Raw genomic sequence first — 12,626 nt, 5'->3', positions numbered from 1 at the left:
GGCCGTCCTGTTATGATGAGCGCCCCGTTGAAAAAGCCTCGGGGCAAAAGACGCCGTATTTAACCACAAGCGCGCAGCCGAAACCAAAGGCTGTGCCGACGCCTAGTCTGAGCATGTCCGATAAAATTGAACTTCGCGCAGAGGTGCCGTCCGAACTGGGCGGCCAACGCCTCGATCAAGTCGCCGCCCAATTATTCGCTGAGCACTCGCGCTCGCGCCTTTCCGCCTGGATCAAAGACGGCCGCCTGACTGTGGATGGAGCGGTTATCCGCCCGCGAGACATCGTCCATGGCGGCGCGGTTCTTGAGCTGACCGCCGAGCAGGAAGCTCAGGGAGAATGGATCGCTCAGGACATCGAGCTGGATATCGTCTATGAAGACGACGATATCCTGGTCATCAACAAGCCTGCCGGCCTGGTGGTCCACCCCGCCGCCGGTCACGCCGATGGCACGCTGCTCAACGCCCTGCTGCACCATGTCCCGGACATCATCAATGTGCCGCGCGCCGGCATCGTCCACCGCCTGGACAAGGACACCACCGGTCTGATGGTGGTGGCCAAGACCATTCAGGCGCAGACCCAGCTGGTTGCCCAGTTGCAGAACCGCAGCGTCAGCCGCATCTATGAATGCATCGTGATCGGCGTGGTCACCGCCGGTGGCAAGATCAATGCGCCGATCGGCCGGCATGGCCAGCAGCGCCAGCGCATGGCCGTGATGGAAGGTGGCAAGCAGGCCGTCAGCCATTACCGCGTGCTCGAGCGTTTCCGTTCCCACACCCATGTGCGGGTCAAGCTGGAAACCGGTCGTACCCACCAGATTCGCGTGCACATGGCGCACATCAACTTCCCGTTGGTCGGCGATCCGGCCTACGGCGGTCGCTTCCGCATTCCGCCGGCGGCGAACCCGACCATGGTCGAATCCCTGAAACACTTCCCGCGTCAGGCGCTGCATGCGCGTTTCCTGGAGCTGGATCATCCGACCACTGGTGAACGCATGAGCTGGGAATCGCCGCTGCCGGAAGACTTCGTCTGGCTGCTGACCCTGCTCAAGCAGGATCGCGAGGCCTTTGTCGGATGAGTGACTGGCTGATTCCTGACTGGCCCGCGCCGGCCGGGGTCAAAGCCTGCGTCACCACCCGTGCGGGCGGCGTCAGCCTGGCGCCGTTCGACAGCCTCAACCTGGGCGATCATGTCGATGACAACCCAGAGGCGGTGGCCGAAAACCGCCGTCGCCTGACCGATCGTTTCTCTATAGAGCCAGCCTGGCTGAAGCAGGTTCACGGCATTGATGTGGTCGAGGCGGATCCGTTCGTCGTCGCCACCGCCGATGCCAGCTGGACGGCCACGCCGGGCATCGCCTGTAGCGCCATGACCGCCGATTGCTTGCCGGCGCTGTTCTGCGACCGCGCCGGTACTCGTGTGGCAGCGGCCCATGCCGGCTGGCGCGGGTTGGCGGCCGGGGTGCTGGAGGCGACACTCGATAGCCTGAAGGTTGCGCCTGAGGATGTACTGGTCTGGCTGGGGCCGGCCATCGGTCCGCAAGCCTTCGAGGTCGGGCCGGAAGTCCGTGACGCGTTCGTCCGGCACCTGCCGCAAACCGATCAGGCCTTTGTGCCGAGCCACAATCCCGGCAAGCTCATGGCTGACATCTATACACTGGCCCGCCTGCGCCTGGCGGCATACGGCGTCACGGCCGTGTATGGCGGTGGTTTCTGCACTGTGAGCGATCCACGTTTCTATTCCTACCGCCGCAGCTCGCGTACCGGGCGCTTCGCTTCCCTGATCTGGCTGGAACGCTAGACTCTTCTGACCTGTGTCAAGCTCGACAGGCTTGAATCTTCCAGAATCGACCGCATCTACAGGGGTATCTGGCAGGTTTCTCTATTTAGGTGTGTCCATCGCTCCGACCTGCTCAAAAGGAAGGTGACTAATGCGTATAGACCGATTAACCAGCAAGCTGCAGCTGGCATTATCCGACTCTCAATCCCTGGCGGTCGGCCTCGATCATCCGGCCATCGAGCCTGCACACTTGATGCAGGCCCTGCTCGAACAGCAGGGCGGTTCGATCAAGCCGCTACTGATGCAAGTGGGCTTCGACGTGAACAGCCTGCGCAAGGAGTTGAGCAAAGAGCTCGATCACTTGCCAAAAATCCAGAACCCCACCGGCGACGTGAATATGTCGCAGGATCTGGCGCGCCTGCTGAACCAGGCCGATCGCCTGGCGCAACAGAAAGGCGACCAGTTCATCTCCAGCGAGCTGGTGCTGCTGGCGGCCATGGACGAAAACAGCAAGCTCGGCAAATTGCTGCTGGGCCAGGGTGTCAGCAAGAAAGCGCTGGAAAATGCGATCAATAACCTGCGTGGCGGCGAGGCGGTGAATGACGCCAACGTCGAGGAGTCGCGCCAGGCCCTGGATAAATACACCGTCGACCTGACCAAGCGCGCCGAAGACGGCAAGCTCGACCCGGTGATTGGCCGTGACGACGAAATCCGTCGGACCATCCAGGTGCTGCAGCGTCGGACCAAGAATAACCCGGTGCTGATCGGTGAGCCTGGCGTGGGTAAAACCGCGATTGCCGAAGGCCTGGCCCAGCGCATCATCAATGGCGAAGTGCCGGACGGCCTGAAAGGCAAGCGCCTGCTGTCCCTGGACATGGGCGCGCTGATCGCTGGTGCCAAGTACCGCGGCGAGTTCGAAGAACGCCTGAAATCCCTGCTCAACGAGCTGTCCAAGCAGGAAGGGCAGATCATTCTGTTCATCGACGAACTGCACACCATGGTCGGCGCCGGTAAGGGCGAAGGTTCGATGGATGCGGGCAACATGCTCAAGCCGGCCCTGGCCCGGGGCGAGCTGCATTGCGTCGGCGCCACCACGCTCAACGAGTACCGCCAATATATAGAGAAGGACGCAGCCCTCGAGCGGCGCTTCCAGAAAGTCCTAGTGGATGAGCCGAGCGAAGAAGACACCATCGCCATCCTGCGTGGCCTGAAGGAGCGTTATGAGGTGCACCACAAGGTGGCGATCACCGACGGCGCGATCATTGCCGCGGCCAAGCTCAGCCATCGCTACATTACCGACCGGCAGCTGCCGGACAAGGCGATCGACCTGATCGACGAAGCCGCCAGCCGTATCCGCATGGAGATCGACTCCAAGCCGGAGGTGCTGGACCGTCTGGAGCGGCGCCTGATTCAACTGAAGGTTGAATCCCAGGCCCTGAAGAAGGAAGACGACGAAGCGGCGATCAAGCGCCTGGAGAAACTCCAGGAAGAGATCACCCGCCTGGAGCGCGAATACGCCGATCTGGAAGAAGTCTGGGCCTCGGAGAAAGCCGAAGTGCAGGGTTCGGCGCAGATTCAGCAGAAAATCGAGCAGTCCCGTCAGGAACTGGAAGCCGCGCGCCGCAAGGGCGACCTGAACCGCATGGCCGAGTTGCAGTACGGGGTGATCCCGGACCTGGAACGCAGCCTGCAGATGGTCGACCAGCATGGCCAAAGCGAGAACCAGCTGTTGCGCAGCAAGGTGACCGAAGAGGAAATCGCCGAAGTCGTGTCCAAGTGGACCGGTATTCCGGTGTCGAAGATGCTCGAAGGCGAGCGTGACAAACTGCTGAAAATGGAAAGCCTGCTGCACCAGCGCGTCATCGGCCAGAACGAAGCCGTGGTGGCGGTGGCCAACGCCGTGCGGCGTTCCCGCGCCGGGTTGTCCGATCCGAACCGGCCAAGTGGCTCGTTCATGTTCCTCGGCCCGACTGGTGTGGGTAAAACCGAGCTGTGCAAGGCGCTGGCCGAATTCCTTTTCGATACCGAAGAGGCGATGGTGCGGATCGATATGTCCGAATTCATGGAGAAACATTCCGTGGCTCGGTTGATCGGCGCGCCTCCAGGCTACGTCGGCTACGAGGAGGGCGGTTACCTGACCGAGGCGGTGCGGCGTAAGCCTTATTCGGTGATCCTGCTGGACGAGGTCGAGAAGGCCCATCCAGACGTGTTCAACATTCTGCTGCAGGTGTTGGAAGACGGCCGCCTGACGGACAGTCATGGGCGTACCGTGGATTTCCGTAATACGGTGATCGTCATGACCTCCAATCTGGGTTCGGCGCAGATCCAGGAGCTGGTAGGGGATCGCGAAGCCCAGCGGGCGGCGGTGATGGATGCGGTGTCGACCCATTTCCGTCCGGAGTTCATCAACCGGATCGACGAAGTGGTGATCTTCGAGCCATTGGCCCGGGATCAGATCGCCGGCATCACCGAGATCCAGTTGGGTCGCCTGCGTGGCCGGCTGGCCGAGCGCGAGCTCAAGCTGGAGCTGAGTGGCGAGGCCTTGGACAAACTGATTGCCGTGGGTTACGACCCGGTCTATGGCGCGCGTCCGCTCAAGCGAGCGATCCAGCGCTGGATCGAGAACCCGCTGGCGCAGTTGATTCTGTCTGGCAGTTTCCTGCCGGGGGCCACTGTGACGGCCAAGGTGGAAAACGACGAAATCGTCTTCGCCTGAGCCAAATAGGGCGTCGTTATGAAGGAGGCCTCGCATTGCGAGGCCTTTTTTTGCATAGGGCGTTGAACTGTAAGGCAAAGGCTTGTAAAGTGCGCCCCGCAGTACGTCACCCCAAGGCTTTTTCCTCCCCGAGGAAAAAACTGAAATAAGTTGCAAATCATTGTCTTGAAAGCAATTTAGGGGGTTGACAGAGGTTTTTAAGATTGTAGAATAGCGCGCCTCAGAGACACGAACGTAGCGATACGGGCAGGGTCAACGAGGAGGCTTCTAGAAATAAAAGCCTGCTGTAAAAGTTGTAAATTGAAATGTTCAGTTCCGTGATAGCTCAGTCGGTAGAGCAAATGACTGTTAATCATTGGGTCCCAGGTTCGAGTCCTGGTCACGGAGCCAATTTCAAGCCGGGGTATAGCGCAGTCCGGTAGCGCGCCTGCTTTGGGAGCAGGATGTCAGGAGTTCGAATCCCCTTACCCCGACCATATTTGGGTCGTTAGCTCAGTTGGTAGAGCAGTTGGCTTTTAACCAATTGGTCGTAGGTTCGAATCCCACACGACCCACCATTTTTGAAACCAGTTCGCTGGAATCGAATCTTAAGATCAGACGCCAAAAGCTCTGTTCGCAGAAGGCGCCTTTAAAAGGTGTCTTTTTTTTACCGGGGTATAGCGCAGTCCGGTAGCGCGCCTGCTTTGGGAGCAGGATGTCAGGAGTTCGAATCCCCTTACCCCGACCATACTGAAAAATCCTCGTATCGAAAGATACGGGGATTTTTTTTGCCCGAAATTCGGCGTCGGTTGTGTCTTTGGCGCGATGCAAAAAAATGCCCCGATCATTCGGGGCATTTTTGTTTGGGGAGATTTGTTCAGTAGGTATCCCTTGGCGCCCCTTGTTTCGCCGCTGTACGCTGCCTGGCGGACATATTCGATGTAGATGAGGTGAGCAGGGGGATGTACTGGCTGGGAGCGCTGGCTTGGCCAGGCTCATGCCAATAAGCGCAATGTGGGAGTGATCAGATTATATCTCTGTGGCCAGCCCCTCGTTGCGAGGGGCGTCTACGGTGTTCACAAAGCCCGGCAAAGGCCATCCACGCGTTCGTAAGCCAATTCCTTGTTTGCTGCCGGTAGTGTGTAGTCCACTGTGCAGGAGCCCTCGGCCCAGCGAATCTCCAGTCGGCCCTTGTCGGCAACGCCGAAGACCAGCAGGCGCGACAGGTTGTCGACCATACCCAGGGGCTTGCCTTCCTCGTCGTACCCTTGGGCGCCGAAGGGGATGGTGCTGCCTTGCTCCGCGCGCAGGACGAACTGCAGGCGGCGACCGGTCTGTGCGGCGTAAGTTGTCTTGACGATGGCGCCACGGGTCGGCACCAGCACCTTGGAGGTTTCGTTGATCTCGGTATCGGTCCCCAGGGTCTGGGTGTCCAGGTTCACCCAGTTGTAGCGATAAGGCTGCATATAGGGCACCACCGCGTAACCCTTACCATTGGTGCGTACGCCGTTCCAGCCGGATACCCCGACGCCATCGACATCTGGAACTTCCAGTAGGCCGAAGGTCTCGCCAAGTGGCTGGCCAAGGGTGATTCCACCGCTATGCACCAGCAGGGAACCAGAAGCACCCAGGTCGATATGCTTGTCATCGCGACCCTGGCTGTAGCCACCACGCAGCTTGGCGACGGGGGTATCCCAGTCCAGGCCGGCGCCGGCTGTACTGCCGTTTCTTTTGCTGTGGCCGGCCTGTGCCGAGTAGCTGAGGGTGGCCTGGTCGTCCAGGTAGCCGGACACGTTCGACTGCAGCGAGGAGTCGCCCTTGCTCGAGCTGATGGCGTTGCTGGAGAGGCGGTGAGAACTGCTTCTCCCTCCCAGCGGCAGGCTGATGCTGGCGGTAAGTTGTGTATCCGAACCACCGTTCATGGGGTCGCTCTGGGTGCGTGACACCGCCAGGTTGTAGCTGACGCTGGCAATGCTGCTGCCATAACCAAATTGCCAGTTACGCGTACGGCCCTGCTGATTCCAGTAGTTGGTTTCATCCATGCTGAGGTACAACGAGCCTCGTTGTGACAGGCTCTGGTTCACCCGGAGGTTGATTCGGCTCTTTTGGGCGCTGAAGCCGGCACGGTCCTGATACATGAGGTCGTCCACGTGCTGGCTGAAGCTGCGATAGCCTTCGGTGGAATAGCGGTAGCCGGCCATGGTGAAGGTGGTATCGGTGGCGTTCAGCGTCTTGGAGTACAGGAAGCGCGCACTGTGACCCTTGTTGCTCCTGCCGTTCTGGGTCTTCGATTCACTGCTGGTGACGTCGAAAGAAATACCGCCGAGGCTGGAGTTCACGCCCGCACCAATGTTGACGGCGCGATAGTCTTGCGCGAGCAGCGCGCCGCCATAACCGGTGAGGTTATCGGTCACACCGTAGACGGCTGTGCCCTGGGTGAACGACGGCGACGGTTGGTCGTTGGAGCGATATTCACCGGCGGTGACGCTGTAGCGAAGGTTGCCGCGCCGGGTCATGACCGGCTGGTAGGCATAGGACTGCTGATATTCGCGTACCCGGCCATCTGCTTCGATGATCTTGATCTGCAGGTCACCGTTGGAACCGCTGGGATAGATGTCAGTGAACTCGAAGGCGCCAGGCGGCACCGACGCGGAATAGATCACGTAGCCGTTTTGCCGTACTTCTACAGTGGCATTGGATTCAGCGATGCCACGGATCACGGGCGCGTAGCCGATCTCGTTGTCAGGCAGCATACCGAGGTCCGAAGCGATCTGTGCACCGCGAAAACGCACGCTGTCGAAGATCTCGCCTGGGGTGTACAGCTCGCCCAGGGAAAGCTTGCCTTTCAGGCGCCGGACATCGCGCTCCAGATAGGTGCGGTTGCTCTTGAACTCGCTTTTTGTACCGGTACCGCCGGTCAAGGCGGATTCGTTGCGAAAGCGCCAGCCGGCGATATTGAAACCGTTGCGCAGGTTCAGGTTGTGGTAGTCGCTCTTCCTGCCCTGGTTGGTATTGCGGTTGAAGTTGGCCTGGTAGTCGCTGTAGAAGGCCGTGATGCCGTCGTCCCAAACCGATGGGTCGACGTAACCGCGGGAATAACGCTGGACGTATGCCTGCGGAATGCTGAACTGCAATGCCAGGTTGGTGACGTCGAAGTCCACCGCGGCGCCGGCGATCTGGGCGCTGACGTCGAACGGCTGCTCATCCTTGGCGTCCGCGGCGATGAGTCCATCCTGCTGGGCTTTGCCCGCGTTGAGTCCAAGCTCTTTGAGCAGCCCGAGCGAGATGGCGGGTTTGACCTGTCCGGAGGCATCGGCGGCGAAGGTGATTTCCTGGCGCTTGATCAGCACGTTGTTCAGGTAGAGGTCAACGCTGTAGGTGCCTGGCGGAACTGCACTGCCTTTCTCAAAAAACTTGAGGTCCACCGGAGTGCCCTCCATTTTCAGAAAGGAGTCGGCGAACTCGGCCTCTGCGGCGGACAGCTTCGAGGCCAGCCCCAGTGCCATGAGGCAGGTCGCGCACGCCCGTCGGGCGATCCTGAAGCTGAGCTCTCTCTGAAGAATGGGCATGCGGAATCCTTTCGATCGTGCATCGGATGTCCGAGGCACTGACCTGATTAAAAAGTCGGAGATAAAGCGGTGCGCTCTAGCGAGCGACACGAGTGATGGCTGTTTTCCGTTAGTTGGAAAGTTTGCTGGTGACTCGGTCCAGCCCGCCGTAATCGTTGATGCTGTCGAATTCCACTGTTGTGGCTCCGGACCTCATGCCAGCCGAGCCTTTGATCTCGACGGTGCGTGTTGCTCCTGGTGCCAGCATTTCTGCGGTGGCGGTGCCCTTGTCCTTGCCATTGCGCAGCGTCACGGTGCTACCAGAAAAGGACACGTGGTACGCGGAAGGGTTGGTCACGGAAAGCGCGGCTTTGCCGTTTTGTTCCACCAGCTTCCATTGCAGGCTCTTGGCTGCATTCGCCGCGGTGTCCGGCAGGTTGGCCGGGCGGTAGAACAGTTTCACGCGCTGCCGTATGGCGATCTGCAGAGTGTTCTCGTCCTTGGCTTTTTGCGGAATCTCCTGCACGGCCAGCCAGAACACGGATTCCTTGTCGGTAGGCAGCCCCTGGCCTTGATAGAGGATGCGCAGGATCTGCTGCTTGTTGCCTCCAAGGCGAACCAGGGGAGGGGTAATGGCGAACGGTACGTCGGTCGCGGGCCCGTTGGTGTCTGGCTCGACCCAGGACTGGACCATGATGTCATTCGAGCCTTGGTTCCTGACGACGACGGACGTTTCCTTGGCTGGCGCAGCGAAGATGACGCGTGTGCCATCCAGCGTAATGCCGGCACTGGCCATCGACGCAAAAAGCGTCATCGCGCTGGCGAGCGCAAGACGTGTCAATAGTGAGGCTTTCATAGCGGCTCCAGGTCGGAGGGAGGGGCGCAGGCCCCTCCCTTTGGCGCGGGTTACTCGTAAGTCAAGGTAAACGGCAGGGTGCCGTTCGCAGGACCTGCTTTGATCGGCGAGCCGTTCGCCACATAACCTGCACGCAGGTTCAGGTTGGCGGTGTAGGTGGTGGTTTCACCTTCTTTGTTTGCTACCAGTGCGCCATCGATGGTTTCGTTCGCGCCGAGGTTCACCAGCTTGTTGCTGCTGTTGTAAAGACCGATACCCACGCCTTCTGCGCCACCGGTGACTTTCAGCAGCGAGACGTTCTTGCTGTCGATGCCGGAGCCACTCATCGGGTCGAACTGCAGCTTGACGGACTTCAGGCCCTCTGCGGTGCCGCCGCAATCCAGGTTCAGGTTGATGCCCTTACCGCCGACGATGCCGCCTTCTGCGGAGCCAGCGAGCGAGTCGCTGCTGACCTTGCCGAGGTTGACGTCGATGTTCTGCTTGCCCTTTTCACCACCAACGTTGGTGCCGGAACCGCCGTCGATTTTGCAGGAGGCGGCGACGATGTCACCGGTGAAGTTGATAGTGCCATCTGCCGCGAGAGCGGAAGTGCTGACCGCGCCAGCGATAGCCATGGAGATGATGCTTTTGAGAAGTTTGGACATTTCATGTACCTGCTAAAGTTGGAGGTGCAATCTTGTGTCTTCACTTCGGTCGTTACAATAAGACCATTCTTAAACTATTGATTGTTCTATGGCTTTGAATGACTGCTAATACTTTTTTGCCTGATAATATTTCAATAAGAAGATTCTTAAAATTTGATCGGATAGCATAAAATTGTCGGAATGCCTGTCGGCAGCTAAACGGGATGATCGCCGCCAAAATCTTCTATTTTTTTATATAAGCAGCTGTTTTTAATGGGTTAATCCTTGTGTTGGTCAGGTTTTAGTCGAAGGTTTAAGCGTGCGGGACAAACTATCAATGCAACTAGATAGAGCATGAGTGGCGTCTTGAATACTATCGGGCCCGCTATCTACATAACGCAGTAAGAGGTGGCGCGGAGGTAGGCGTATGTATTCGGTACGCCCGGAGGGAGCAACTTTTGGATGTGGGGGCTAAGTCAGGCGGCTCTTCTATTTTAGAGTTAAGACTAATCTTAAAGCTGCTCGGAAAGTTGGAGGTGGGGTGCGGGAAATATCTAAGAGCTTCGATCTTTAACAGCCTGCCTGTTTGCCTGAGTCCGTGTTGAACAGGGCGCAAAAAAATGCCCCGATCGCTCGGGGCACTCTGTCCTGGTCTACAGGCTCAGATTCAGTGCAGCTTGAGGCGTGGCTCGGTGCCGCGGCCGATCCGGCTGCCGAGCATCAGCATGGCGGTGCGGAACGGGCCGTAGAGCGCCATCTGGTGCATGCGGTACAGCGACACATAGAACATCCGCGCCAGCCAGCCTTCGAGCATCACGCTGCCGGTCAGGTTGCCCATCAGGTTGCCCACGGCGGAAAAACGCGACAGCGAAATCAGCGAACCGTAGTCGGTGTATTTGTACTCCGGCAGGGCCTTGCCTTCGATGCGCAGTTTCAGCGACTTGGTCAGCAGCGATGCCTGCTGGTGAGCCGCCTGGGCCCGCGGCGGAACGTTGCGATCGGTGCCCGGTTGCGGACAGGCGGCGCAGTCGCCAAAGGCGAAGATATTCTCGTCGCGGGTGGTCTGCAGGGTCGGCAAGACTTGCAGCTGGTTGATGCGGTTGGTTTCCAGGCCGTCGATGTCCTTGAGGAAACCCGGTGCGCGAATCCCGGCGGCCCAGACTTTCAGGCTGGCGGCAATTACCTGGCCATCGGCGGTGATCAGGCTGTCGGCGGTCACCTCGCTGACCGCGGCATTGGTCATCACCTTGACCCCGAGTTTTTCCAGAGTCTTGTGTACCGGCCCACCAATCCGCTCCGGCAGGGCTGGCAGTACCCGTGGCCCGGCCTCGATCAGGGTGATGTGCATGTTTTCCGGTTTGATCCGGTCCAGGCCGTAAGCCGCCAGCTCATGGGCGGCGTTGTGCAGCTCGGCGGCCAGTTCGACGCCCGTGGCGCCGGCACCGACGATAGCCACGCTGATCTGCTCGACCACATCGGTCTGCCCGGCGTGGGCGCGCAGGTAGTGGTTGAGCAGTTGCTGATGGAAGCGCTCGGCCTGCTTGCGCGTGTCGAGGAACAGGCAGTGCTGGGCGGCGCCCTGGGTGCCGAAGTCGTTGGTGGTGCTGCCCACGGCGATCACCAGGGTGTCATACCCCAGCTCGCGGGCCGGCAGCAGCTCCAGGCCGTTTTCGTCGTAGGTGGCGGCCAGCTGGATTTTCTTCTGCTGACGGTCGAGCCCGCTCATGCGGCCCAGCTGGAACTCGAAGTGGTTCCATTTGGCTTGGGCGACATAGTTGAGTTCGTCTTCGGAAGAGTTCAGCGAGCCGGCAGCCACTTCATGCAGCAGGGGCTTCCAGATGTGGGTCAGGTTCGCGTCGACCAGCATCACACTGGCGGTACCGCGCTTGCCCAGAGTCTTACCCAGACGGGTAGCCAACTCCAGACCGCCGGCGCCGCCGCCAACGATGACAATACGATGAGTCATGGGGATATCTCGCAAGGCTAAAAGAAATCGGTACGGTTACCCGAGCGAGCGCGATGCAGCTCATAGCGTCAGGTAACTGATAAGTCGGCTCAGCAAGCCCAGGCCAATGGTGATGGTCACGACTATCACGAGGAGCATCCACGGCCGGAAGGGCCGGCGCTCGACTCGGTGCTGGGCCAGTTGCAGGTATTCTTCGACATGGCGTTGGTCGTCGGGGTTCAGGCGGCTGGTCATAAAAAGCCTCGTCAGCTAGACGTTGCGAAAAGTATGAAGGTTACAGCGCAGTGCCATCTTGTCGGGCTATGCGGCATGGAACGGAGCGTAGCTGCTCGCGGATGCGGACCTTGTCATCGCGCGAGTGATTGCGCTTTGTAACACTCGCAGGGTGTTTGCGCCATGCCACGATGGCCTGAAGGGGGCCGGGAAATTCCGCTCCAGGCGGCCTACAGGCTGATACCGACGTCGAAGAGGATGCTGCGCCCCAGGTTGCCGCGCAGGAAGTCCGGCGCGTCGGGATGGGCGAACAGCACGCGGGCGAAGGTCGGCCCGACCAGCGACAACGAGCGCCAGCCCTGGCGCAGATACTCGGTCGGTGGCGGGAAGTGGCTGTTGAGGTCGAGCACTTCGCGCTTGAGGCTGGCGAAGGCGATGATGTCCAGCTCCCCCAGGTCCATGCCACGTTCTTTGTAGTTGTGGGCTTTCTTGCGCAGGGTCGGGGCCAGCCTGAGCAACAGTTCGTTGGCCGGAATGCGCTTGGGCTTGGCCTCGCGCCGCACCAGTTGGCTGAGGGAGAAGGCACTGCGGCGCCGTTGCAATTCGTCGCGCCATTCGTCGTTGAGGCGGCGGCCTTCGTCCAGCACGAAGAACACCTCGAAACAGGCTTCGCGAAACAGTACGTCCGGCGGTTCCTGCCCAGCGGGCGTGAACTCGTCGGCACGGTAGGGGATGTTCAAGCCTTGCAGCAGGCGTTGGCAGACCCAACGCTCACGCTCCCATTTGCGCGCATTGGACAGGAACGCATTGGCTTGTTCGGCCTGAATAGTGAGCAGGCGCAGGTAATCTGAGTCATCCATAGTCCAAGCTTAGCGTCCAAACGCTGATCCAAGAAATACACTCTGCCGGGTCGGCGGGGGCTGACTGCACTTATAACGGATAAGTGTG

General features: G+C 59.7%; 9 protein-coding genes and 4 tRNA genes. 7 read left to right on the top strand and 6 right to left on the bottom strand.

Annotation, left to right across the window (positions count from 1 at the left end; all coding sequences use genetic code 11):
- Positions 1 to 113: 113 nt before the first annotated feature.
- The 7 genes from rluD to C4K38_RS27535 all read left to right on the top strand — a co-directional run bounded on the left by rluD (position 114) and on the right by C4K38_RS27535 (position 5,220).
- A complete protein-coding gene (gene rluD, locus C4K38_RS27565) occupies positions 114 to 1,076 on the top strand; it encodes a 23S rRNA pseudouridine(1911/1915/1917) synthase RluD (protein ID WP_053280979.1) in 963 nt (320 codons plus the stop codon).
- Entirely contained in the window at positions 1,073 to 1,798 is a 726-nt protein-coding gene (pgeF, locus tag C4K38_RS27560; RefSeq protein ID WP_053280978.1) for a peptidoglycan editing factor PgeF, read from the top strand. Before rluD ends, pgeF begins: the two co-directional genes overlap by 4 nt.
- Positions 1,799 to 1,928: 130 nt before the next feature.
- The gene (clpB, locus tag C4K38_RS27555) at positions 1,929 to 4,493 is read left to right on the top strand and encodes an ATP-dependent chaperone ClpB (protein ID WP_025807527.1); all 2,565 of its coding nucleotides are present in this window, start codon (positions 1,929 to 1,931) and stop codon (positions 4,491 to 4,493) included.
- A 314-nt stretch (positions 4,494 to 4,807) separates the two neighbouring features.
- A tRNA-Asn gene (locus C4K38_RS27550) sits at positions 4,808 to 4,883 on the top strand.
- Positions 4,884 to 4,892: 9 nt separating this feature from the next.
- Positions 4,893 to 4,969, top strand: a tRNA-Pro gene (locus C4K38_RS27545).
- Positions 4,970 to 4,974: 5 nt separating this feature from the next.
- A tRNA-Lys gene (locus C4K38_RS27540) sits at positions 4,975 to 5,050 on the top strand.
- 93 nt (positions 5,051 to 5,143) lie between these two features.
- Positions 5,144 to 5,220: transfer RNA gene (locus tag C4K38_RS27535), tRNA-Pro, on the top strand.
- 328 nt (positions 5,221 to 5,548) lie between these two features.
- Here C4K38_RS27535 and C4K38_RS27530 read toward each other — a convergent pair.
- The 6 genes from C4K38_RS27530 to C4K38_RS27505 all read right to left on the bottom strand — a co-directional run bounded on the left by C4K38_RS27530 (position 5,549) and on the right by C4K38_RS27505 (position 12,538).
- Positions 5,549 to 8,041 carry a fimbria/pilus outer membrane usher protein gene (locus C4K38_RS27530; RefSeq protein WP_053280977.1) on the bottom strand — a complete coding sequence of 831 codons (2,493 nt, stop codon included), beginning with the start codon at positions 8,039 to 8,041 and terminating at the stop codon, positions 5,549 to 5,551.
- A gap of 109 nt (positions 8,042 to 8,150) precedes the next feature.
- Positions 8,151 to 8,876: a fimbrial biogenesis chaperone gene (locus C4K38_RS27525; protein WP_053280976.1), complete on the bottom strand. Its 726-nt coding sequence runs from the start codon at positions 8,874 to 8,876 to the stop codon at positions 8,151 to 8,153.
- Positions 8,877 to 8,926: 50 nt separating this feature from the next.
- Complete coding sequence (locus C4K38_RS27520; RefSeq protein WP_009045689.1) at positions 8,927 to 9,520, bottom strand: fimbrial protein; 594 nt, start codon at positions 9,518 to 9,520, stop codon at positions 8,927 to 8,929.
- A 646-nt stretch (positions 9,521 to 10,166) separates the two neighbouring features.
- Positions 10,167 to 11,465, bottom strand: coding sequence for an NAD(P)/FAD-dependent oxidoreductase (locus C4K38_RS27515; protein WP_053280975.1), 1,299 nt, complete (start codon positions 11,463 to 11,465; stop codon positions 10,167 to 10,169).
- Positions 11,466 to 11,525: 60 nt separating this feature from the next.
- A complete protein-coding gene (locus tag C4K38_RS27510) occupies positions 11,526 to 11,699 on the bottom strand; it encodes a DUF3094 family protein (RefSeq protein WP_009050926.1) in 174 nt (57 codons plus the stop codon).
- Between the two features lie 209 nt (positions 11,700 to 11,908).
- Entirely contained in the window at positions 11,909 to 12,538 is a 630-nt protein-coding gene (locus C4K38_RS27505) for a DUF1780 domain-containing protein (protein ID WP_007924708.1), read from the bottom strand.
- Between the last annotated feature and the right edge of the window lie 88 nt (positions 12,539 to 12,626).

It is taken from the genome of Pseudomonas chlororaphis subsp. piscium, assembly GCF_003850345.1.
GTDB lineage: Bacteria > Pseudomonadota > Gammaproteobacteria > Pseudomonadales > Pseudomonadaceae > Aquipseudomonas > Aquipseudomonas piscium.
The sequence above is the reverse complement of the archived record's forward strand: the minus strand, read 5'-3'. Positions and strand labels throughout refer to the sequence as shown.

Excerpts from the sequence above, each read along its gene's own strand:
- rluD (WP_053280979.1), top strand. The coding sequence starts at position 114 with ATGTCCGATAAAATTGAACTTCGCGCAGAGGTGCCGTCCGAACTGGGC.
- pgeF (WP_053280978.1), top strand. The coding sequence starts at position 1,073 with ATGAGTGACTGGCTGATTCCTGACTGGCCCGCGCCGGCCGGGGTCAAA.
- clpB (WP_025807527.1), top strand. The coding sequence starts at position 1,929 with ATGCGTATAGACCGATTAACCAGCAAGCTGCAGCTGGCATTATCCGAC.
- C4K38_RS27530 (WP_053280977.1), bottom strand. The coding sequence starts at position 8,041 with ATGCCCATTCTTCAGAGAGAGCTCAGCTTCAGGATCGCCCGACGGGCG.
- C4K38_RS27525 (WP_053280976.1), bottom strand. The coding sequence starts at position 8,876 with ATGAAAGCCTCACTATTGACACGTCTTGCGCTCGCCAGCGCGATGACG.
- C4K38_RS27520 (WP_009045689.1), bottom strand. The coding sequence starts at position 9,520 with ATGTCCAAACTTCTCAAAAGCATCATCTCCATGGCTATCGCTGGCGCG.
- C4K38_RS27515 (WP_053280975.1), bottom strand. The coding sequence starts at position 11,465 with ATGACTCATCGTATTGTCATCGTTGGCGGCGGCGCCGGCGGTCTGGAG.
- C4K38_RS27510 (WP_009050926.1), bottom strand. The coding sequence starts at position 11,699 with ATGACCAGCCGCCTGAACCCCGACGACCAACGCCATGTCGAAGAATAC.
- C4K38_RS27505 (WP_007924708.1), bottom strand. The coding sequence starts at position 12,538 with ATGGATGACTCAGATTACCTGCGCCTGCTCACTATTCAGGCCGAACAA.